At 68.0% G+C, this 21,952-nt stretch carries 22 protein-coding genes; 10 read left to right on the top strand and 12 right to left on the bottom strand.

The features are described 5' to 3' along the window. Positions 1–10: 10 nt before the first annotated feature. Both ACO2RV_RS03005 and ACO2RV_RS03000 read right to left on the bottom strand, forming a co-directional pair. Positions 11–952, bottom strand: a complete 942-nt coding sequence (locus tag ACO2RV_RS03005; protein WP_423289645.1) for a 3-keto-5-aminohexanoate cleavage protein — start codon at positions 950–952, stop codon at positions 11–13. Beyond that, a complete protein-coding gene (locus ACO2RV_RS03000) occupies positions 949–2,307 on the bottom strand; it encodes an aspartate aminotransferase family protein (protein WP_423289643.1) in 1,359 nt (452 codons plus the stop codon). Before ACO2RV_RS03000 ends, ACO2RV_RS03005 begins: the two co-directional genes overlap by 4 nt. 351 nt (positions 2,308–2,658) lie before the next feature. Between ACO2RV_RS03000 and ACO2RV_RS02995 the strand changes: the two genes are divergently transcribed. Then, complete coding sequence (locus ACO2RV_RS02995) at positions 2,659–3,066, top strand: DoxX family protein (protein ID WP_423289641.1); 408 nt, start codon at positions 2,659–2,661, stop codon at positions 3,064–3,066. An 88-nt stretch (positions 3,067–3,154) separates the two neighbouring features. After that, on the top strand, positions 3,155–4,063 hold the full coding sequence (locus ACO2RV_RS02990; RefSeq protein WP_423289639.1) for a LysR family transcriptional regulator: 909 nt from the start codon (positions 3,155–3,157) through the stop codon (positions 4,061–4,063). A gap of 3 nt (positions 4,064–4,066) precedes the next feature. Here the strand turns inward: ACO2RV_RS02990 and ACO2RV_RS02985 are convergent, their stop codons facing one another. Both ACO2RV_RS02985 and ACO2RV_RS02980 read right to left on the bottom strand, forming a co-directional pair. After that, a complete protein-coding gene (locus tag ACO2RV_RS02985; RefSeq protein ID WP_423289637.1) occupies positions 4,067–5,302 on the bottom strand; it encodes a pyridoxal phosphate-dependent aminotransferase in 1,236 nt (411 codons plus the stop codon). Beyond that, positions 5,299–6,855, bottom strand: coding sequence for an aldehyde dehydrogenase family protein (locus ACO2RV_RS02980; protein ID WP_423289635.1), 1,557 nt, complete (start codon positions 6,853–6,855; stop codon positions 5,299–5,301). The genes ACO2RV_RS02985 and ACO2RV_RS02980 overlap by 4 nt, the downstream gene beginning before the upstream one ends. Before the next feature lie 106 nt (positions 6,856–6,961). On the opposite strand from ACO2RV_RS02980, the gene ACO2RV_RS02975 reads away from it, so the two are divergent. After that, positions 6,962–7,882: a LysR family transcriptional regulator gene (locus ACO2RV_RS02975; protein ID WP_423289633.1), complete on the top strand. Its 921-nt coding sequence runs from the start codon at positions 6,962–6,964 to the stop codon at positions 7,880–7,882. 5 nt (positions 7,883–7,887) lie between these two features. Here ACO2RV_RS02975 and hglS read toward each other — a convergent pair whose 3' ends face one another. From hglS to ACO2RV_RS02950, 5 genes are all read right to left on the bottom strand, one after another. Further along, on the bottom strand, positions 7,888–9,279 hold the full coding sequence (hglS, locus tag ACO2RV_RS02970) for a 2-oxoadipate dioxygenase/decarboxylase HglS (RefSeq protein ID WP_423289631.1): 1,392 nt from the start codon (positions 9,277–9,279) through the stop codon (positions 7,888–7,890). A 77-nt stretch (positions 9,280–9,356) separates the two neighbouring features. Beyond that, a complete protein-coding gene (locus ACO2RV_RS02965) occupies positions 9,357–9,788 on the bottom strand; it encodes a DUF6691 family protein (protein WP_423289629.1) in 432 nt (143 codons plus the stop codon). Between the two features lie 3 nt (positions 9,789–9,791). After that, on the bottom strand, positions 9,792–10,220 hold the full coding sequence (locus ACO2RV_RS02960) for a YeeE/YedE family protein (RefSeq protein WP_423289627.1): 429 nt from the start codon (positions 10,218–10,220) through the stop codon (positions 9,792–9,794). Beyond that, a complete protein-coding gene (locus ACO2RV_RS02955) occupies positions 10,217–10,549 on the bottom strand; it encodes an ArsR/SmtB family transcription factor (protein WP_423289625.1) in 333 nt (110 codons plus the stop codon). The genes ACO2RV_RS02960 and ACO2RV_RS02955 overlap by 4 nt, the downstream gene beginning before the upstream one ends. Positions 10,550–10,551: 2 nt before the next feature. Continuing rightward, a complete protein-coding gene (locus ACO2RV_RS02950; protein ID WP_423289623.1) occupies positions 10,552–10,761 on the bottom strand; it encodes a YgaP family membrane protein in 210 nt (69 codons plus the stop codon). A gap of 152 nt (positions 10,762–10,913) precedes the next feature. Between ACO2RV_RS02950 and ACO2RV_RS02945 the strand changes: the two genes are divergently transcribed. From ACO2RV_RS02945 to ACO2RV_RS02915, 7 genes are all read left to right on the top strand, one after another. Next, positions 10,914–11,351 carry a YqaA family protein gene (locus tag ACO2RV_RS02945; RefSeq protein WP_423289621.1) on the top strand — a complete coding sequence of 146 codons (438 nt, stop codon included), beginning with the start codon at positions 10,914–10,916 and terminating at the stop codon, positions 11,349–11,351. A 123-nt stretch (positions 11,352–11,474) separates the two neighbouring features. Then, positions 11,475–12,626 (top strand): ABC transporter ATP-binding protein, encoded by a 1,152-nt coding sequence (locus ACO2RV_RS02940; protein WP_423289619.1) that lies wholly within the window; start codon positions 11,475–11,477, stop codon positions 12,624–12,626. A gap of 23 nt (positions 12,627–12,649) precedes the next feature. Beyond that, positions 12,650–13,795 carry an extracellular solute-binding protein gene (locus ACO2RV_RS02935; protein ID WP_423289617.1) on the top strand — a complete coding sequence of 382 codons (1,146 nt, stop codon included), beginning with the start codon at positions 12,650–12,652 and terminating at the stop codon, positions 13,793–13,795. A gap of 168 nt (positions 13,796–13,963) precedes the next feature. Next, positions 13,964–14,785, top strand: coding sequence for an ABC transporter permease (locus ACO2RV_RS02930; protein WP_423289615.1), 822 nt, complete (start codon positions 13,964–13,966; stop codon positions 14,783–14,785). Then, a complete protein-coding gene (locus ACO2RV_RS02925; protein ID WP_423289613.1) occupies positions 14,782–15,627 on the top strand; it encodes an ABC transporter permease in 846 nt (281 codons plus the stop codon). Before ACO2RV_RS02930 ends, ACO2RV_RS02925 begins: the two co-directional genes overlap by 4 nt. A gap of 8 nt (positions 15,628–15,635) precedes the next feature. Continuing rightward, on the top strand, positions 15,636–16,700 hold the full coding sequence (locus tag ACO2RV_RS02920) for a LacI family DNA-binding transcriptional regulator (protein ID WP_423289881.1): 1,065 nt from the start codon (positions 15,636–15,638) through the stop codon (positions 16,698–16,700). After that, positions 16,697–17,509 carry an inositol monophosphatase family protein gene (locus ACO2RV_RS02915; RefSeq protein WP_423289611.1) on the top strand — a complete coding sequence of 271 codons (813 nt, stop codon included), beginning with the start codon at positions 16,697–16,699 and terminating at the stop codon, positions 17,507–17,509. Before ACO2RV_RS02920 ends, ACO2RV_RS02915 begins: the two co-directional genes overlap by 4 nt. Here ACO2RV_RS02915 and ACO2RV_RS02910 read toward each other — a convergent pair. From ACO2RV_RS02910 to ACO2RV_RS02900, 3 genes are all read right to left on the bottom strand, one after another. Continuing rightward, the gene (locus ACO2RV_RS02910) at positions 17,499–18,929 is read right to left on the bottom strand and encodes a basic amino acid/polyamine antiporter (RefSeq protein ID WP_423289609.1); all 1,431 of its coding nucleotides are present in this window, start codon (positions 18,927–18,929) and stop codon (positions 17,499–17,501) included. The two genes, ACO2RV_RS02915 and ACO2RV_RS02910, sit on opposite strands and share 11 nt — an antisense overlap. Positions 18,930–19,022: 93 nt before the next feature. Beyond that, entirely contained in the window at positions 19,023–20,258 is a 1,236-nt protein-coding gene (locus tag ACO2RV_RS02905; protein WP_423289607.1) for an arginine deiminase, read from the bottom strand. Between the two features lie 26 nt (positions 20,259–20,284). Further along, positions 20,285–21,721: a basic amino acid/polyamine antiporter gene (locus ACO2RV_RS02900; protein WP_423289605.1), complete on the bottom strand. Its 1,437-nt coding sequence runs from the start codon at positions 21,719–21,721 to the stop codon at positions 20,285–20,287. Between the last annotated feature and the right edge of the window lie 231 nt (positions 21,722–21,952).

Here is a 21,952-nt window from a genome sequence, read left to right as displayed (position 1 = left end):
TGCCCTCGATCTATGCGTCGACGCGCGAAGAGCCCTTGAGCGCCAGTAGCGCCCGCGCCTCGTCGGGGGTCGCGACCCGGTGGCCGAGTTCCTCGATGATCCGCCGCATCTTCTCTACCTGCTCGGCATTGCTGCTGGCCAGCCGGCCGCGGGCGATGGTGAGGTTGTCCTCCAGCCCGACGCGCACATTGCCGCCGAGGATCACCCCCATGGTGCCGAGCGGGATCTGCTGGCGGCCGGCGGCAAGTACCGAGAACTGGTAGTCCGAGCCGAGCAGGCGGTCGGCGGTCGCCTTCAGATGCAGCAACTGCTCGGGCGCGGCATCGATGCCGCCAAGCACGCCGAGCACGAACTGCACGAAGAGCGGCGCCTTGAGCAGGCCCTTGCGCCGATAGAACGCGACCGTCTGGAGGTGACCGACATCGTAGCATTCCAGCTCGAAGCGGGCGCCATTCCCGGTGCCGAGATCGTCGAGGATGGTCTCGATGTCCTCGAAACTGTTCTTGAAGATGACCGAGCGCGTCGCCTCCAAGAATTCGGGCTCCCAGGCGTGCTTCCAGCCGTCATGGCGCTCGGCCATCGGGAACAGGCCGAAATTCATCGAGCCCATGTTCAGCGAACACATTTCCGGCTTGATGAGGCGCGGCGCGGCGAGGCGCTCGTCGAGGCTCATGCGCGAGGAGCCGCCGGTGGAGATGTTCAGCACCGCGTCGGAGCGTTCGCGGATGCGGCGCACGATCTCCTGGAACAGCGCGGGATCGGCCGAGGGGAAGCCGGTCTCGGGGTCGCGGGCGTGCAGATGCAGGATCGCCGCGCCCGCCTGCGCCGCCGCGATCGCCTGCTCGGCGATCTCCTCCGGCGTGATCGGGAGATGGGGGCTCATGGTCGGGGTGTGGATCGATCCCGTCACCGCGCAGGTGATGATGACCGGGCGGTCCTTGGCGGGGCTCATGCGCGGGCTCCGAAGGGCAGCTTCGCCTCGGTGGCGAAGGTCTCCAGCGACGCGGTCAGCTTCTGCATGATCTCGTCGATCTGGTCGTCGCTGACGATGAGCGGGGGACAGACGAGGAAGTGGTCGCCGATACGCCCGCCGCGCGTGCGGCGCGAATAGATGATCAGCCCCGCTTCATAGGCGATGTCGACGAGGCGCAGATGCGCGTTCAGGCCGACGGGGAGCGGCTCCATGGTGTGCCGGTCCGCCACCAACTCGAACGCCAGCAGCAGGCCCTTGCCGCGCACATCGCCGATGAAGGGAAACCGCTGCATCAGCGCCTCCAGCCGGGCTTTCAGCGCATCGCCCTGCCGCTCGGCGGCGGCAATGAGGCCGAGCCGGTCGATCTCGCCATGCACGGCGAGGCCGGCCGCGCAGGCGAGCGGATTGCCAGCATAGGTGTGGCCATGGATGAAGCCGCCGGCATCGATCACGGCTTCCGCGATGCGGCGGTCCGCCACCATGGCGCCGAGCGGCATGTAGCCGGCACCGAAGCCCTTGGAGAGCGCGACGATGTCGGGCTTGAGGCTCCAGTGTTCGCTGGCGAGATAGCGCCCGGTGCGCCCCGCCCCGCTCATCACCTCGTCGCAGATCAGCAGGATGCCGAATTCGTCGCAGATGGCGCGAATCTCGCCGTAATAGCTGTCGGGCGCCACCAGCGCGCCGGTGGAGGCGCCGCCGACCGGCTCCATGATGAAGGCGAGCACGGTCTCGGGCCCCTGCGCCAGGATTTCCTCCCGCAGCATGCGGGCATAGCGCAGCCCGCGCTGCTCCGGATCGAGGCCGTCGCGGTCGAGATAGCAGGTCGGCGCCGGGATTTTCGGCATTTCCCGCAGCATCGGCGCGAAGGGCGCGCTCATCAGCGACATGCCGGTGACGGCGAGCGCCCCCAGCGTCGAGCCGTGATAGGAGGGAAAGCGCGAAATGACCTTCCAGCGCTGCCCCTCGCCCTGCGCCAGCGCATATTGCCGGGCGAGCTTGAGGCAGCTCTCCACCGCCTCGGAGCCGCCGGAGACGAAGAACACCCGGTCCAGCCCCTCGGGCATGCGCCCGGCGATCTCGGCGGCGAGGCGCTCGGCTGGCTCGTTCTCGAAATGCAGCCGGTAGCCGAAGGTGGAGAGCTCCATCTGCCGCCGCATCGCGCCCAGCACGGCCGGGTTGGAATGGCCGATATTGGACACCATGGCGCCGCTGGAGCCGTCGAGATAGCGCTTGCCCTGGCTGTCCCAGAGATAGACCCCCTCGCCCCGCGCCAGCAGCGGGCGGCGCAGGCGCGTCTGATAGAACAGGTTGGACGGGGGCGGGGGAGCGGACATCGCGGTCTCGTTTCGTCGTTCAGCCGGCGCGGCCAGGCGTTGCAGCGGACAAGGTGCCGGGCGGCGGGCCATAGGACAAATAGATAATCGACATAAATATCATCGCCCTGATCTATGGCCCGCCTTTGCCGTTCAATCGACCTGAAACCGCAAAATTACTTCGCTTCCGCGCCTGCGCGAACCGTACAAGTTTGGCTGTATCGAACGGCGGCACTCGACCGGCAGTCACTCGGATTCGAGCCGGTGTTATTTCCAAAATGGAATCAGTGTCTGCGATGATCCGCCGATTATCATGATAATCGGCACAAGCGATGATGCTCCATCCCCCTTATCCCGACGTCGGAGTTCATCGTGATCGACACGCGCACCGCGCCTTACGCCGCCCTCATTCTCCGTCTCGCCCTCGGCGTCCTGTTTCTCGCCCATGCCGGGCTGAAGATCTTCGTCTTCACGCCGGCCGGCACCGCCGCCTTCTTCGGCTCGCTCGGCCTGCCGGGCGCGCTGGCCTACATCACCATTGCCTGGGAAGTCATCGGCGCGCTGGCGCTCATCCTCGGCTTCTGGCCGCGCATCGCCGCGCTGGCGCTGATCCCGATCCTGCTCGGCGCCATCTTCACCGTGCACGGCCCGGCCGGCTTCTTCTTCACCAACCCGAACGGCGGCTGGGAATTCCTGGCGCTGTGGATCGTCGCGCTGCTGGCGCTCGCCCTGCTCGGCGACGGCCCGTTCGCGGCCAAGCCGAGCTGCGCGAAGCGCTGAGCGACGCAGGACGGCGCCTTGACGGACGCGGCCGGGCGACGGAGCAATACCGCGCCCGCGCCGCCGCGGTTCGTTGCGAAAGGTTGCCATGGATCGGCTCGACTGTGACCGCATGCTCATTGCGGTGCTCGATTCAGGCAGCTTCGCCGGTGCCGCCCGGCGCCTCGGCGTGAGCCCCGGACAGGCGTCCAAGCTGGTCTCCAGGCTGGAGGCCGATCTCGGCGTGCAGCTCATCAAGCGCACCACGCGTGCCCTGTCGCCGACCGAAGTCGGGCAGGCCTATTACGAGCGGGTCCGGCTGTTGATCGAGGAATTCGACACGCTCGACGCCTCGGTCCGCAACGCCTCGGGCGCTCCCGCCGGCCGGCTGCGGCTGACCGCGCCTTTGTCCTTCGGCAAGATCCAGCTCATGCCGCTGCTGCTGGCCTTCGCCGACGCCTTTCCCGACATCCAGCTCGACGTGAACCTCTCCGACCGCGTCATGAACCTCGTCGACGAGGGGTTCGACATGGCGGTGCGGGTCGGCAAGCCGTCCGACAGCAGCCTCATCGCCCGCAAGCTGTGCGACGCGCGCATCGATGTCATCGCCGCCCCGGCCTATCTCGATGCCCATGGCGAGCCGACGCAGCCGGAGCAACTGGCGGCGCATGAGTGCATCGTCGACGACAATTTCCGCGACCCGCTCAACTGGCGCTTCCGCACCCTGCGGCCCAAGGGCGACGTCACGGTCACGGTGGCCGGCCGGCTGCGCTTTTCCAATGGCGAGGCGTGCCTTGCCGCGGCCGAAGCCGGCTTCGGCATCGCCCGCGTGCCGAGCTTCATCGCCGCCGCCAGCCTGCGCGAGGGTCGGGTGCGGCGCATCATGCGCGACAGCGACGACGCGCCGCTCGGCATCTATGCGCTCTACCCGCCGGCCCGGCACCTCGCACTCAAGGTGCGCACGCTGGTCGACTTCCTCGCCAATGGCTTCCGCGCCGACTCCGCGTGGAGCGGCTGAGTTCTACGCCTTAAGCTGCGCGCAGGCGCCGGCGATGCGCGCGAGCGCTTCCCGCAGCTCCGCCTCGCCGGTGGCGTAGGAGATGCGGAAGAACGGCGCCAGCCCGAAGAAGGTGCCGGGCACCACCGCGACGTCGACCGCGTCCATGAGGTAGCGGCAGAAATCCACATCGGTGGCGATCCGCTCGCCGGAAGGCGCCAGCCGCCCCAGCAGGCCGGAGCACTCCGCGAAGGTATAGAACGCCCCTTCCGGCCGGCGGCAGCTGAGGCCGGGAATGGCGTTCAGCCCGTCCACCACCAGATCGCGACGCGCCTGGAACGCCGCCGTCCGCTCGGCAACGATGCCCTGCGGGCCGGTCAGCGCCTCGACCGCCGCCGCCTGGCTCACCGAGGACGGGCACGAGGTCGACTGGCTCTGCACCACCGCCATCGCCGCGATCAGTGGGCGCGGCCCGCCGCCATAGCCGATGCGCCAGCCGGTCATGGCATAGGCCTTGGACACGCCGTTGACGGTCAGCGTACGCTCCTTCAGGGCGGGCTCGACCGCCGCCAGCGTGGCGAAGGCGAAGCCGTCATAGATGATGTGCTCGTACATATCGTCCGACATCGCCCAGACCTGGGGATGGCGCAGCAACACGTCCGCCAGCTCGCGCAGGTCGCCCGCGCTGTAGGCGGCGCCCGAGGGATTGGAGGGCGAATTGAGCAGCAGCCAGCGCGTGCGGGGGGTGATCGCCGCTTCCAGCGCGTCGCCGCGCAGACGGAAGCCGTCCTGCGCCGTGCAGGGCACCACCACAGGCACGCCGCCGCAAATCGCGACGATGTCGGCATAGCTGGTCCAGAACGGCGCGGGGATGACCACCTCGTCGCCGGGATCGAGCGTCGCCATGAAGGCGTTGTAGAGCACCTGCTTGGCACCGGCGCCGCAGGTGATCTCGGCTGCGGTGAAGTCGAGGCCGTTGTCGCGGCGGAACTTCTCCACCACCGCCGCCTTCAGCTCCGGCGAGCCGTCGAGCACGGTGTATTTGGTGGCGCCGGCGCGCATCGCCCGCGCCGCCGCCTCCTTGATGTTGTCCGGCGTGTCGAAGTCCGGCTCGCCCGCCCCAAGGATGATCATCGGCCGCCCGGCGCGCTTGCGGGCGCCCGCCTCGGCGGTGATCTTCAGGATCTCGGAAACCCCGATCGATCCCAGCCGCGCGGCGGGACGGAAGGCCGAGCCATGAGGGGCGAGCGGCGCGTTCATGCCGTGGCGGAGCCCTTGTCTTCAGTGCCACCGACATCGAAGGTCACGCCCTGCGCCAGCGGCAGGGTGTTGCCGTAATTGATGGCGTTGGTCTGCCGGCGCATATAGGCCTTCCAGGCATCCGAGCCGCTTTCGCGCCCGCCGCCGGTCTCCTTCTCGCCGCCGAAGGCGCCACCGATCTCCGCGCCCGAGGGACCCATATTGACGTTGGCGATGCCGCAATCCGAGCCCACGGCGGAGAGGAAGCGCTCGGCCTCGCGCAGATCAGTGGTGAAGATCGACGACGACAGGCCCTGCGGCACGCCGTTCTGCAGCGCGATCGCCTCGTCCAGCGTCCTGTACTTCAGCACGTAGAGGATTGGGGCGAAGGTTTCCGCGATCACCGGGCCGACCTGCTCGGGCATCTCCACTAAAGCGGGACGGACATAAAAGGCGTCGGGCGCCACGCCCTTGGTGTAGCGCTCGCCGCCATGCACCTTGCCGCCCAGCGCCTTCGCTTCGGCCAGCGCGTTCTGCATGCCGGCAAAGGCCGTGCCGTCGATCAGCGGGCCGACCAGCGCGTCGCCCTCCAGCGGATTGCCGATGGAGATCGAGGCATAGACGCGGCTCAGCCGCTCGACCAGCGCGCCATAGACGCTCTCCTGCACGATCAGGCGGCGCAGCGTGGTGCAGCGCTGGCCGGCGGTGCCCATGGCGCCGAAGGCGATGGCGCGCAGGGCAAGATCGAGATCCGCCGAGGCGGTGACGATGGAAGCGTTGTTGCCGCCGAGCTCAAGGATGGAGCGGCCGAAGCGGGCGGCGACCTTCTGGCCGACGAGACGGCCCATCGCGGTCGAACCGGTCGCGGAGACCACGGGCACCCGCGCATCGGCCACCAGCGCCTCGCCGACCTCGCGCCCGCCGATCAGCACGCTGGACAGGCCCTCCGGCGCCTCGCCGAACCTGGCGGCGGCGCGCGCCACCAGCGCCTGCACGGCGAGCGCGGTGAGCGGGGTCTTCTCCGAGGGCTTCCACACCACGCTGTCGCCGCACACAAAAGCGAGCGCCGCGTTCCAGCTCCACACCGCGACGGGGAAGTTGAAGGCGGAGATCACGCCGACCACGCCGACGGGGTGCCACTGCTCCTGCAGGCGATGGTCACCGCGCTCCGAGCCCATGGTCAGGCCATAGAGCTGGCGCGACAGGCCCACCGCGAAATCGCAGATGTCGATCATCTCCTGGACTTCGCCCAGCCCCTCGGAGACCACCTTGCCGGCCTCGATAGTGACGAGCCGGCCCAGCTCGGCCTTGGCGGCGCGCAGCTCCTCGCCGAGCAGGCGCACGAACTCGCCGCGGCGCGGCGCCGGCACGGCGCGCCAGGCCGTGAAGGCCGCCTGCGCCTTGCCGATGACGGCGTCCACCTCGGCCGGGGAGGTGTCGCGCACCTGCGCGACGATCTCGCCGGTCAGCGGCGTGCGGACCGCGCGGGTGCCGCCCTCGGTCAATGACGGATCGACGCCGAGCGTGGCGAGCAGGCCCTTCACTTCAACGGCGAGGCTGGCGGCAGCGGTCATGAAACGGATCCCGATCGGTTTGAATCCTTGGCAGGATAACAAGGTTTGGCCCACCCGGCCAAAGGATGTAACGTCGTCTCCCCATGCCGAATTGGAATAGCCGTCCATGCTGCCACGCAAGCAGATGCCGAGTTTCCAGGAACTGACCGCCTTCGAGGCGGCGGGCCGGCACGGCAGCTTCACCATGGCGGCGCAGGAGCTGGCGCTGACCCAGAGCGCGGTGAGCAAGCAGGTGCGCCAGCTGGAGGAGACGCTCGGCGTCGTGCTGTTCGACCGCACCAAGGGCCGCGTGACGCTGACCTCGCTCGGCGAGCGCTATCTCGGCTCGGCGCGGCGCATATTGCAGGCCTATGAGAGCGAGACGCATGCCGTCATCGCCTCGGCCGGCGCCGAGACCACGCTGAGCGTCGCGGTGCTGCCGACCTTCGCCTCGCGCTGGCTGATCCCGCGCTTGCCCGGCTTTCTCGCGCTGAACCCCTCGCTGACGCTCAACCTGACCACCGAGCCGAAGCCGTTCGACTTCACGGAGAAATCGGTCGACGTCGCCATCCATTATGGCGCCCCGACCTGGCCGCATGGCGAGGCCATCTATCTCTGCAACGAAGCCATCGTCGCCGTGGCCAGCCCGGACTATGCCCAGGCGCACCGGCTCACCAGGGCCACCGACCTCGAAGGCGCGGTGCTGCTCCAGCAGAGTTCGCGGCCGAGCCTGTGGCAGGAATGGTTCTCGACCCTCGATGTCGAGCACCCCCATCCCTATCGTGGGCCGATCTTCGACCAGTTCGCCATGACCAGCCAGGCCGCTGTGGCGGGGATGGGCGTGGCACTGGTGCCGACCTTCCTGATCGAGCAGGAGCTGCGCGCGGGCACGCTGGCCATGCTGGACGAGGCGCCCTTCGCCGGCAACGGGGCCTATTACCTCGTCACCCCGCTGGGCAACCAGCACAAGCCGATCGTCGCCGCGTTCATCCAGTGGGTCATCGGCCAGACCAGCCTCGCCGGGCGCATGGCCGGCCGGGCCGCCTGAGCCCGTCAGGCCGCCGCGCGTCCGGCCAGTGCGGCGAGCGCCGCCGCCTTCGAATCCGCCTCGAACGCCGCATAGAGCGCGTTCTCGTCGGCCACCGGCGCGCCGAGGTCGCGCTCGAACGCCGCCCGGTTGGCTCGTGCCGCGAAGTTCTGCTGGCTTTCGTCGCCGAGATTGGACTGGAAGATGCCGGCCGCGCTGACGGGGAGGAAGTCCTCATAGGTGATCGGCTCGGCGGCGAGGAAGCCCTGCGCGATGAGCGTGTCGATATCCTCGCTCGCCGGCACGCCCTGCCTGTCGGTCGCGCTGTAGCGGAAATAGGCCAGCCCGTCGCGGCGCAGCGCGTCCTCGTCGTCGGGCAGCGCGGCGAAGCGGCGGGCGAGCGTGGCCATGTAGTCGGCCGCATTGTCGCCATCGCTTTTCACCTGCACGTCGGCGCGCACCTCGCCCAGCAATGCGTCGTAGAGCGCCCGGCCCTTCGGCGTCAGCGCCGCGCCGCGCTGCTCGATCTCGCCGAAGCGCGCGGTGTGGGTGCCGTCCTCGCGCCCCTCTCCGCTCTCGCTCGGAAAGGCGATCGGCTCCTTCAGCGCACGGAAACTGGTCTGGCGCAGCAGCACCGGCACCTTGCGCGGCGCCGGGCCCTCGATCACCGCCTTCGGCACGATGCCGCGCGCCGGCATGCGCGCCTGCACCGCGTCGATGTCGAGCGTGCGCGGGGTGAGATGGTTGATGTGCGGGCCCTTGAAGCACACCACATCGGCAATGAGCGGGTGCGCCGCGCGCAGGCGCTGATAGACCTGCGACGGCACGGTCGCCTCGCTGTGCCAGCGGAAGGTCTCCAGCGCCTCGGCGACGAAGCGCCGCGCTTCCTCCTCCATCAGGCCGCCCTTGCGCTCGGCGGTCTCGATCAGGGCGATGCAGCCCGGCGTGTAGATGCTGCGGCGGGCGAGGATGTCCGCCGCTTCCTGCCGCAGCGCCGGATCGGCGATGAGGTCGAGCCGCAGCAGCGAGGTGAACACGCGGAACGGATTGCGCCGCAGCGATTCCGGCGCCACCGGCCGGAATGCGGTCGAGTGCACCGGCACCCCGGCGACCGACAGGTCGTAATAGCCGACCGGCACCATGCCCATCACCGCGAACAGCCGGCGCATGGTGGCAAGCTCGGCCGCCGTGCCGAGGCGGATGGCGCCATGGCGCTCCAGATGCAGCCGTTCGACCTCGCCGCCCTCGACGAGGCGCTGGTCGAGCCGCGGATCGGCCTTGCGCGCCTCGGCATTCACCTCGCCGACAAGCTCCATCAGCGTGCCATATTGCGGAACCTCCAGCCGGTACATCTCCGACATGGCGGTCGAAAACAGGGTGCGGATGGCATCGGGAGACAGGAAGGCGCTGGCGGACATCGGACCACTCATGCTGTGGGTTTCACCCCACATAAGCCCGAGGCTGCCACGGCAGGCAGCGACGAAATCTTATCGCATCATGCCGAATTGGAATGTGCCGGCCGCTCGGCGCACCACCGCGCCGCCCACATGCCCACCAGCATGGCCGGCACGAACGCGAGCGTGCCCGGCGCCGCCAGCCCCAGCGCGGTGAAGGCGGGGCCGGGACAGAAGCCGCCCAGCCCCCAGCCGATGCCGAACAGCGCCGGCCCGACGATGAGGCGCGCATCGATGTCGCGCCGGGTCGGCAGCTGGAAGCGCGGCGCCAGCACCGGCCGCTGCCGCGTCAGGGTCAGTCGGAAGCCGATGAAGGCGACGATGACCGCCCCGCCCATGACGAAGGCGAGCGAGGGATCGAACGTACCGGCGAGGTCGAGGAAGTTGAGCACCTTGGCCGGGTTACTCATGCCGGAAACGACGAGGCCGACGCCGAACAGCAGGCCGAGCGCGAGATTGACGAGGATCGACATGGCTCAGCCTCCGATGACGTGACGCACGATGAACACGGTGGCGAAGCCTGTCGCCATGAACAAGCCTGTCGCCACCATGGAGCGCGGCGACAGGCGCGCCAGCCCGCACACGCCGTGGCCCGAGGTGCAGCCCGAACCCCACACCGAGCCGAAGCCGACCAGCAGGCCGGCGGCGACCATGAGAAGGACGTTCGCCGAGACGGTCTGCATGACCGGCTCGCCCGTCACGGCACCGACGAGGAAGGGCGCCGCCACCAGCCCGGCGATGAAGGCGAGCCGCCCTGCCGGCACGCCCTCGCGCCAGGGCGGCAGCGCCCGCGCGGCGATGCCGCTGATGCCGGCGATGCGGCCCTCGAGCAGCAGCATGAGCACGGTGCTGAGGCCGATCAGCATGCCGCCGATGAGCGAGGCAAGGGGAGTGAATTCAGTCATCGCGAGGTCTCGCTCTGCGGCGCGCAGAACAGCGCGTGCATGGTGGTGATGAAGGCTTCCACGCGCGGATCGGCGAGCCGGTAGAACACCTGCTTGCCCTCCTTGCGGCCGATGATCAGCTGGGCTTCGCGCAAGGCGGCGAGCTGCTGCGAGAGGCCGGGCTGGCGGATGCCGAGCAGGTCCTCCAGTTCGCGCACCGAGCGCTCGCCCTCCACCAGCACGCAGGCCACGAGCAACCGGTCGGGGTTCGACAGCGTCTTGAGGAAGGCGGAGGCCTCATCGACCCGCGCCTTCATCTCGGCGACTTCGCTGGAAAGCGTCTCGGTCATCGTCACTTCGAGCTGCGGGTGCGCAGCGGGCAGGTCGACAGGCCGACGAGGGAATAGAGCGGGCAATTGCCGACGAGCGCGGTCAGCAGCGGCACCAGCCCGATCAGGCCGATCCAGCGCAGATTGCCTTCCAGCACGAAGAGCAACGACAGCAGCGCGACACCGATGATGACGCGGATGACGCGGTCGATATTTCCAACGTTACGGGTCATGGGCCCCCCCTTTGAGGCGCGGCAGGTCCGTCCCTGCCACGGCTAGAGATACGATAATTGCATTTTTTTGCAATCGTTTTTATGCAAGCAAAAATACCTACTCCACCGATCCGCGCGCCATCGGGGCCGGCCGGATCGCGTATAAGGCGGGGATGACCGACCTCGCCACCTATGCCGCCCTGTTCCTTTCCGCCCTCGTTGCCGCGACCCTCATGCCGATGCAGTCGGAAGCGGTGCTGGCCGGCGCGCTGCTGGCCGGCGCGCAGCCCTTCTGGACGCTGATCGCGGTCGCGACCGCCGGCAATGTGCTGGGTTCGCTGGTCAACTGGTGGCTCGGCCGCTTCATCGAACATTTCCGCGAGCGGCGCTGGTTCCCGGTGACACCGGCACGGCTGGAACAGGCGCAGGGCTGGTATCGCCGCTATGGACGCTGGTCGTTGCTGTTGAGCTGGGCGCCGATCATCGGCGATCCGCTCACCATGGTCGCCGGCCTGCTGCGCGAGCCGCTGCCGGTCTTCCTGCTGCTGGTCACCCTCGCCAAGCTCGGCCGCTATCTCGCGCTCGCCGCGGCAACCCTCGCCCTGTTCTGACCGCGCCGAACGGCAATCGTCATTCGCCTGCAATGAAAGCCCGCTACCTCCATTCCCGCACCGGCGGCTTCCTGCGACCTCGGTTGCACAGCTGTGCAAGGGATTGGAACGAACGGGACCGGCATGACCCACGACGCCTTTCTGCACATCGGCGACCTCTCGGTCGGCTATGGCGCGACGCGCGTGCTGCATGGGCTCGACCTTTCCATCGCCAAGGGCGAGTTCGTCGCCCTGCTCGGCGCCTCCGGCTGCGGCAAGACCACGCTGCTGCGGACCATCGCCGGCTTCGTCGCGCCTTCCGCCGGGCGGGTCTCGGTGGCCGGTCGCGATGTGACGCGGCTGCCGCCGGACCGGCGCGGCATGGCGCTGGTGTTCCAGTCCTATGCGCTGTGGCCGCATATGAGCGTGGCGAAGAACATCGGCTACGGACTGAAGCTCAAGGGCCTGCCCTCCGCCGAGATCGACCGCCGCGTCGCGGAAATGGAGGCCCTGATGGGCCTCACCGGCCTCGGCGCGCGCAAGCCCGCCGCACTCTCCGGCGGCCAGCGCCAGCGCGTCGCGCTCGGGCGGGCGCTGGCGGTCGATCCGCAGATCCTGCTGCTCGACGAGCCCTTGTCCAATCTCGACACCCGCATCCGCCTGAAGGTCCGCCACGAGATCCGCGCGCTGCAGAAGCGGCTCGGCATCACCGCCATCCACGTCACCCATGACCGCGAGGAGGCGATGGCAATGGCCGACCGCGTGGTGATCATGGAGGCCGGCCGCATCGCCCAGGCCGGCGCGCCGGAGGAGGTCTACAACCGCCCCGCCTCCGCCTTCGTCGCCGCCTTCATGGGCGCGGAGAATATGCTGGCGCTGGAAGGACGTGTCTCCGGCGGCACCGTCCATCTGGCTGCGGGTCCGCATAACAAGGCGACCACCTTGCCACTGCGCCGGCGCACGCTCGCCAGCGGATCGCTGGAGGCGCGCTTCCGCGCCGAAGCGGTGGAATTTCGCCCCGCCGACATGCCTTCCACGGACGCTGCGCTGACGCTGTCCGGCCATGTCGAGGCGGTCAGCTACCTCGGCGGCGCGTGGCGCCATTCGGTGCGGCTCGGTCACGAGGCCGTCTTCGCCGACGCCGAACATGCGCTTAGCCCCGGCACGGCGGTGCGCCTCACCATACCGGACGAGAAGCTGTTCCTGTTCAGCACCCCCTCAGCCGGCGACGCCAAGCCCCTGCCATTCACGCCAGCCGGCTCGCCGGAACGCTTGCCGGTATCGGCTGCAAACTGACCCCGCCATCGGAAAGCTGCAACATGAAGAACTCCCTCAAATCGTTCGCCGCCGCGACGCTCATCCTCAGCCTTGCCGCTCCCGTCTCGGCGGCCGAACTGACGGTCATCACCGCCGGCGACCAGAACATGGTCGACTACGTCAACCAGTACCTCGCCCCGCTGTTCGAGAAGCAGTATCCCGGCAATACGGTGCGCGTGGTCGGCACCGGGCCCGGCGACGCCGGCTCGCAGAAGATCGTCGAGCGCTTCGAGGCGCAGAAGCAGGCCGGCTCCACGAGCTGGGACACCGACGTCGCCGTGGTGCACGAGAAGTTCGTCGGCCCGATGATCAAGGGCGAGTATCTGGAATCCTACCGGGACAAGATTTCCACCGGCAAGCTGGTGACCCGCACCAATGCCGACATGGCGCTCGGCACCAAGGTCACCGGCTACGTCATGCCGATGTTCAACAGCCAGACGGCGCTGGCCTATAATCCGGCGCTGGTGCCGAACCCACCCCGGAGCTATGCCGAGATCGCCGAATGGGCCAAGGCCCATCCCAGGCAGTTCGGCTATAACGGCATCAAGGGCGGCGCGTCAGGCGTCAGCTTCGTCATGGGCTGGGTCTATGCCTTTGGCGGCGGCGACGCGGCCAAGCTGATGAACGGCCCGTTCGACGAGGCCGAGACGAAGAAGTGGGACGCCGCCTTCGCCAGCCTGCGCGATTTCACCCGCAACGCCACCCTTACGCCCGGCAATGCCGGCACGCTCGACCTGCTCTCGCGCGGCGAGATCGCCATCGGCCCGGTGTGGGTCGACATGTTCTACTCCTGGAAGGCCGACGGGCGCTTGCCGCCGGAGTTCAAGCTGGTGCTGCCCTCCCCCGGCATGCCCGGCCAGCCCATGCACTATGTGATCCCGGCGAACAGCCCGAACAAGGAACTGGCGGAGAAGTTCGTCGAGCTCGCCACCAGCCCGAAGGTGCAGGCCGAGGGCATCGTCAAGCGCTTCAACTGGTACCCCGGCATCGACGCCCAGTACGTCCAGCCCGAACTCGACAAGGCGACCTGGGACAAGCTGTTCGTCGACATCACCCCGGAAGACCTCGCCCGGAACGGCAAGCCCTTCCCGATCGCGCCCTATAACAGCGCGATCCTGGAGGCCTATGAGCGGCAGGCGACGAACTGAGCGTGGCAATAGCCTAGGTGCTTCGAGACGCGGGGCTCTGCCCCGCTCCTCAGCATGACGGGGGCCTTCCCAGTCGAAACCTCGTCATCCCGAGGTGCCCGGCCAGAGGCCGGGCCTCGAAGGACGCAGAGCCTCACCGCCTTACCCCCCCTCTCCAGAAGCCCCGCCATGCCCGCCCCCCTCCTCGGCCTGATGCTCGTGCTGCCGGCGCTGGCGGTGATCGTGCTGCTGTTCATGGTGCCGCTCGCCGCCTCGGTGACGGGCGCCTTCGTGGTGGCGGACGGGTTCGGGCTCGCCAACTTCACCAAGACCTTCGAGCTCTACACGCCCGACATCGTCTTCACCGTGCTGATCGTCAGCCTGTCGACGGTGCTCATCGGGCTCTTCGCCGTCGCCATCGCCGGCTATCTCACGCTGGGCGAGAACCCGCGCGCCGTCGCCCTGCTGCGCTGGCTCTACCGCTGGCCGATGTTCGTGCCGTTCATCGTGGTCGGGCAGGTGCTGCGCACCTTCCTCGCCCGCAACGGGTTGATGAACAATGCGCTGATCGGCGCCGGCCTCATCACCCCCTTGCAGGCCATGAGCCTTCTCGACTGGCGCGGCATCGTCATCGCCTTCGTGTGGAAGCAGACGCCCTTCGTCGCCCTGCTGGTGGCAGGCGCCATGGCCTCGGTCGACCGCGGCACGCTGGAGGCGGCGCGCAATCTCGGCGCCTCGCGGCTGCGCATCCTCATCGAGATACTGGTGCCGCAGGTCGCGACCACGCTGATGGTGGCGCTGGTGCTGTCCTTCGTCACCATGATGTCGGTGCTCTCGGTGCCGCTGATGATCAACGCGCAATCGCCCACCATGCTCACCGCCGACATCGCCTTCCGCATCAACGCCTATGGCGATTACGGCGTGGCCAATGCGCTCGGCCTGGTCTCGCTCGCCATCAGCGCCTGCGCTGCCATCTTCTATCTGCGTCATAGCGTGAGGGAGCGGGCATGAGCCTCACCGCCTTGTCTTCGTCGCTCCTGCCGGCCCTGCGCCTCGACCTGTGGTGGATACCGCGTGCGCTCATTCTGGGAGCGCTGGCCTTCATCATCTTCGGCCCGCTGGTCAATCTCCTGCTGTGGACCGTGGCGGAGCGCTGGTACTTTCCGCATGCGCTGCCCATTGACTACGGCCTGAGCTATTGGGGGCGCGTCTTCGCCCCGCGCGGCAATGCGATGCAATCGCTCGGCAACAGCCTGCTGGTGGCGAGCCTGACCGTCCTCGTCTCGCTCGCTTTGGCCATTCCCGCCGGCTATGCACTGGCGCGGTTGAAGCTGCCGTTCCGGGCGGTGATCCTCGTCGCCTGCCTCATCCCGCAGGCATTCCCCAACCTGCCGGTCTATGTGAACGTCGCCCGGCTGTTCTACCAGATCGGCCTCAACGGCACGATCGCCGGCGTGGTGCTGGTGCATGTCACGCATGGCCTCGTCTATGCCGTGTGGATCGCCACCGCCGCCTTCGCCGCGGTCGACCGGGAACTCGAACAGGCGGCGCGCTGCATCGGCGCCAGCGCCATGCGCGCCTTCGCCGACGTGACGCTGCCGCTCGCCGCGCCCGGCCTGCTGGCCAGTGCGATCTTCGTGTTCCTGGAATCGCTGGACGAGTTCACCGGCAGCTACTTCGTCGGCGCGCCGGACGTGAACATGCTGCCGCTGCTGCTCTATTCCGCCGGCGCCGGCGGCAATTACCAGATCGCCTCGATCACCGCGCTGTTGCTTCTGATCCCCTCCATCGGCTTCATGCTGGTGGTCGAGCGCTTTCTCAAATCCGACGTGCTGTCGAAGGTCGGCCAGTGAGAGTTTCAATACCGAGGGCTTCCTCCGCGACATTCCAGTTCTCCGACGAGGCGGCCAATGCGCGGCGCTTCGTCAGCGCGCAGCAGGTGGCGCAGCTTGCCGGCGTCTCGCGCTCGGCGGTGTCGCGCGCCTTCACGCCCGGCGCCAGCATCGCGCCGGAAACCCGCGAGCGGGTGATGCACGCCGCCGCCGAGCTCGGCTACCAGGTCAACGATCTCGCGCGCGGCCTGCTCACCAATCGCAGCCGGCTGGTCGGCCTCGTCGTCACCCGGCCGGAGGTCGGCTTCCGCGCGCATCTGGTGGCGGCGCTGACCACTGCATTGATCCGGCGCGGCAACCTGCCCTTCCTCATCAACACCGGCGCCTCCGAGGCGGAGCTACAGGCCGCGCAGGCGGCGCTGTTCGGCTATCGCGCCGAGGCGACGATCATCCTTTCCGGCTCGCCGCCCTCCTCCTTCGTCGAGCTGGCGCGGCGCAACGGGCAGCCGATCATCTCCATCGGCCGCTCGGAGCCCGGCTGCGACCATGTGCGGATCGACAATGACGGCGCCGCCCGCGCCGCCGCCCGCCTGCTCCACGCGCAGGGCCTGCGGCGGCTCGGCTTTGCCGGCTCGGCCTCCGGCACGCCGAGCATTACCGAGCGCGAGATCGCCTTCACCGAGGAGGCACGCGCGCTCGGGGCCGAGGTGATCGCCGTGCGCGGCGCCGACACCGACTATGCCGGCGGACAGGAGGCCGCGAATGCCCTGTTCGACCGGGCGGAGCGTCCCGAGGGAGTGTTCTGCGTGAACGACCTCGTCGCCTTCGGGCTGATGGACGCGGCGCGCCACCGCTTCGGCCTCGACATTCCGCGCGACGTCCGCGTCATCGGCTTCGACGACATCCCCGAGGCCGCATGGGACGCGTACCGGCTCAGCACCTTCCGGCAGGACCCGGCCGACATCGCCGCCCATACGCTCGCCCATCTCGACCGCCGGCTGGCCGCGCCCGACGCCGATCCCTCGACCGCGCGGCTCGCGGCGCTCTATGTCGAGCGCGCGACCACCTCCTCCCTTCCCGGAGTTCCTTCGTGACCCGTTCCCCTGCGCTTGCCGCGCGGCTCGCACTCGCACGCGCGCTGCTGCCCGAGGCTGCCGCACTGGCCTTGTCCTATTTCGCGCGGGTGGCGACGCTGACCGTCGAGGCCAAGGCCAATGGGCAGGATGTGGTGAGCATCGCCGACCGCGAAGTCGAGCAGCTGGTGCGCGCGCGCGTCGCCGAGGCATTCCCCGGCGACGGCTTCCTCGGCGAGGAATTCGGTGCCGCCCCCACTCGCTCGGGTTTCCTTTGGGTGCTCGACCCCATCGACGGCACCAGCTGCTTCGTGCACGGCCTGCGCAACTGGTGCATCGCACTGGCGCTGGTGGAGGACGGGCAGACCGTGGCCGGCTTCATCCTCGACCCGAATGCCGGCGAGCTGTTCGCCGCCGTGGTGGGCGAAGGCGCCAGCCTCAACGATGCGCCGATCCACGTCGACATCCACACTGACCTGCGGCACGGGTTGACCTCGATCGGTGCCAGTTTCCGCGTGCCGGCGGCCCATGTCGCCGCAGTGATCGAGCGGCTGCTCGGCGCGGGCGGCATGTTCGTGCGCAGCGGCTCCGGCGCGCTCAGCCTCGCCCATGTCGCCTGCGGCCGGCTCGCCGCCTATTACGAGCCGCAGATGCACGCCTGGGACTGCCTCGCCGGGCTGCTGCTGATCCGCGAGGCCGGCGGCTGGACCGGCCCCTTCAATGAGGATGGCGACTTCACCCGCGCCGACCGGGCGATCGGCTGCGCGCCGCAGCTGCGCGAGGACCTGCTCGCCGTCCTCGGCGATCCCCCGGCGCTCCTCACACGCTGATGCGGCCGGTCGCCAGCCCGTAGACCGCCAGCACCGCCCCACCGGCGGCGATGGCGAACAGCAGCAGCTCGGTCGGGGTGAACACCCGGTGCCCGCGCTCCTTCTGCGCGACGGCGAACAGCAGCGTGCCCGGCGCGTAGATGACGAGGGACAGCAGCAGGAATTTCAGCCCGCCGGCATAGATCAGCCCAGCGGCATAGAGCGTGGCGAGGCCCGCGCGCACGAGGTCGCCGCCGCGCCCTTTCACTTCCCGCTCATAGCTCTCCCCGCTCAGCGCCAGCTTCAGCGCATAGGCGGCGGTGAGCAGGTACGGCAGCAGGATCATTGAGGAAGTGAGCTTCAGCGCCAGCAGGAAAGCCTGCTCGGCGAACAGCGTCAGGATCAGGAACAGCTGGATCAGGATATTGGTGAGCCACAGCGCGGCGAAGGGCACCTTGTTGCGGTTTTCCGCCGCCAGGAAGGCCGGCATGCTCTCCATCTTCGCCGCCGAATAGAGCACCTCCGCCGCCAGCAGCGACCAGGAGAGATAGGCGCCTAGCACCGAGATGATCAGCCCGACGCTGACGAACACCGCGCCCCACGGCCCGACCACCGCCTGCAGCACCCCGGCCATGGAGGGGTTGCGCAGCACGGCAAGGTCCGGGCGCAGCAGCACGCCATAGGACAGCATCGTCACCAGCACCAAGAGGCACAGCACGCCGAGGAAGCCGAGCAGCGTGGCGACGCCCACATCCGAGCGCTTCCGCGCATAGCGCGAGTAGACGCTGGCACCCTCGATGCCGACGAAGACGAACACCGTCACCAGCATGGTGCCGCGCACCTGCGCGAACAGCCCCTCCACTTCCAGCCCCGGCCCGCCGTAGAAATTGAGCGCGAAGACGTCGGCCTTGAAGCCGAAGGCGACGAAGACGAGGAAGATCAGGATCGGGATGATCTTGGCGACCGTCGCCACGGTGTTGATGAAGGCCGCCTGCGTCACCCCGCGCAGGATCATGAAATGGAACAGCCAGATGCCGAGCGAGGAGACGGCCACCGCCGCCATGGTATTGCCGTCACCGAACACCGGGAACAGCGCACCCAGCGTCGACTTGATCAGTACCCAGTAGGACACGTTGCCGAGGCAGCAGACCGTCCAGTAGCCAAGCGCCGAGAGGAAGCCGGGATAATTGCCGAAGCCGGCCTTGGCATAGGCATAGACGCCGGCATCCAGTTCCGGCTTGCGGCGCGAGAGCGTCTGGAACACGAAAGCCAGCATCAGCATGCCGCTGCCGGCGATGGCCCAGGCGATGAGCGCGCCCAGCCCGCCGGTCACGCGCCCGAAGGTCTGCGGCAGCGAGAAGATGCCCGCCCCGACCATGGAACCGACCACCATGGCGGTCAACGTCGGCAGGGCGAACTTCTGCGGGGAAGGCTGGGTCATCGGGGTTCCTGAAACGGCCGCACGGCAAACTCTCCCTCTTCCCAATGGGGAGAGGGAGAAAGCCGCCGTCACGACGGCCCGGAGTTCCTTCGCTCAGAAGTCCACCGCGTCGCGGATGATCGGGCAGGTCATGCAATGGCCGCCTCCGCGCCCGCGCCCGAGCTCGGAACCGTCGATGGTGATGACCTCGATGCCCGCCTTGCGCAGCAGCGTGTTGGCGTAGGTATTGCGGTCATAGGCGAAGACCACGCCCGGCGAGGCGCAGACGAGGTTGGCGCCACTGTCCCACTGCGTGCGCTCGCGCATATAGTCGTTGCCGCCGGTCTCGACGACTCGGATCTCCTTCAGCCCCAGCGCCTCCTTCACCGTCTCGACGAGGCCCTTGTCCTTGGAGAGCGTGATGCCGCCCTTGCCGTCCGGCCGGTAGGAGAAGCACTCGATCTTGTCGACGATGTCGGGGTAGAGCAGCACGCAGTCGCGGTCGGCGAAGGTGAAGACGGTGTCGAGATGCATCGCCGCGCGCAGCTTCGGCATGGCGGCGATGATGACGCGCTCGGCCGCACCCTGCTCGAAGAGAGCGGCGGCGGCCTGGCTGATCGCCTGGCGCGAGGTACGCTCGCTCATGCCGATGAGCACGTTGCCCTTGCCGATCGGCATCACGTCGCCACCTTCCAGCGTGGCGAGGCCCCAGTCCTTGGTCGGGTCGCCCCACCACACCTTCACCTTGCCGGCGAAGTCGGGATGGAACTTGTAGATCGCGGTGGTGAGGATGGTCTCCTCGTGCCGCGCCGGCCAGTAGAGCGGGTTCAGCGTGACGCCGCCATAGATCCAGCAGGTGGTGTCGCGGGTGTAGAGCGTGTTGGGCAGCGGCGGCAGCAGGTATTCGTTGACGCCGGCGGCGTCGCGGATCAGCGCCAGCGTCTCGCCGCCGATGGTCTCGGGGAACTCGTAGGTCGACAGGCCGCCGATCAGCGTCTCGGCGAGCTGGCGGTTCGGCAGGCCCTCGAGATAGGAGCGCACCTCGTCGACAAAGCCGAGGCCGATCTGGTTCGGCGACACCTGGTTGTCGAGGATCCACGTCTTGGCCTCGGGGATCGCCACGGTCTCGGTCAGCAGATTATGCATCTCCACCACCTCGATGCCGCGGTCGCGCATCTTGGTGATGAAGTCGAAATGGTCGCGCTTGGCGACATCGACCCACAGCACGTCGTCGAACAGCAGGTCGTCGCAATTGCTCGGGGTGAGGCGCTGATGGGCGCGGCCCGGCGCGCAGACCATGACCTTGCGCAGCTGACCGACTTCCGAATGGACGCCGAACGTCGTTTCCATGATGAGGCTCCCGATGCTTGTTCTTGTCAGGGTGTGATGAGGCCGGTGAGGAGGCCGTAGGTGCCGATGGCGCCCGCCACCACGGTCACGGCGAAGATCACCAGTTCGACCGGCGTGAACACGCGCGCCTGCTGCTCGCGGCGGGCCCAGAAGTAGAGAAGGATGGTGCCCGGCACGAACAGCACCGCCACCAGCAGCACGTATTTCAGGCCGGCGGCGACGAACATGAACAGCGTGTAGACCACCGCGATCCAGGCGAAGATCTGGTCGCGGCCGCGCTCATCCGGCGTCTTCTCGTAGCCGACGCCGCTGCGCGCCAGCAGCACGCCATAACCCGCCACGAGCAGGTAGGGCAGCAGCGCGGTCACGCTGGTCATATCGAGCATGAAGTTGAAGGCGTCGCGCGACCAGTAGGTGGAGATCACGAACAGCGAGACGACGATATTGGTCAGCCACAGCGCGTTGGCCGGCACGCGGTTGCCGTTCTGCGCCGCGAACAGCTTTGGCATGTCCTGGGATTTCGCCGCGGCGAACAGCACCTCGGCGCAGATCAGCGACCAGGCGAGATAAGCACCGAGCACCGACACCAGCACGCCGATGGAGATCAGTACTGCACCCCAATGGCCGACCACCAGTTCCAGCGCGCCGGCCAGCGAGGGATTGGCGACGCCCGCGATCGCCGCGCGCGGTGCGGTGGCGTAAGGCAGCATGGTGATCGCCACCATCAGCCCGGTGACGGCGACGAAGCCGAGAATGGTGGCGGAGCCGACATCCGACCGCTTCTTGGCATAGCGGGAATAGACGCTGGCGCCCTCGATGCCGAGGAACACGAAGACGGTGATGAGCATGGTGTCGCGCACCTGCGCCAGCAGCGTCTTCTCCGGCATGTTCACGCCGCCGAAGAAGTTCTCCGAGAATTGCGCATAGTTGAAGAAGAACACGAAGGCGAGGACCGCCACCAGGATCGGCACGATCTTGGCGATGGTGACGACCGTGTTGATGAAGGTCGCCTGCTCGACGCCGCGCAGGATCATGAAATGGAACAGCCAGATGCCGGCCAGCGACACGATGATCGCGGTGGCGGTCGAGCCGTCGCCGAAAATATCCGGGAAGAAGCGGCCCAGCGTCGAGCCGATCAGCACCCAGTAGAACACATTGCCGAGGCAGCTGCCGAGCCAGTAACCGAAGGCCGAGAGGAAGCCCATATAATCGCCGAAGCCGGCCTTGGCATAGGCGAACACGCCGGAATCGATGTCCGGGCGCTTTTCCGCCAGCGCCTGGAACACCCGCGCCAGCATGTACATGCCAGTGCCGGCGATGAGCCAGGCGATGATGGCGCCGAAGGGGCCGGTCGCCGTGGCGAAACGGCCGGGCAGGTTGAAAATGCCTGCCCCCACCATCGAGCCGACGACCATCGCCGTCAGCGAGAACAGGGAGAGTTTGCCGGTCGATTTTTCAGCCATGCGCGCCTCGGGGAAGGAGGAGTCCAGCGGTCGGGTAAAATCTATAGAACAGTTGGAATTTCAATGTATTGGCATAATATCCCAATTATTGTCATGTAATCCCAAACGCCCATCAGTGTTAAGTCAGCATGGCAGACGCAATTTTGCTGCGACTGCGAAGAATTTCTTTGCTGATTTTTCAGTATACGGCGTGGAATAACCTCGCACAGCCCTTCGCGTTGCAGCAAATTC

The sequence above is a fragment of the Ancylobacter sp. VNQ12 genome (genome assembly GCF_049445835.1).
Taxonomy (GTDB): domain Bacteria; phylum Pseudomonadota; class Alphaproteobacteria; order Rhizobiales; family Xanthobacteraceae; genus Ancylobacter.
Note: the sequence above shows the minus strand (reverse complement) of the source record. Positions and strands in the feature narration are given on the sequence as shown.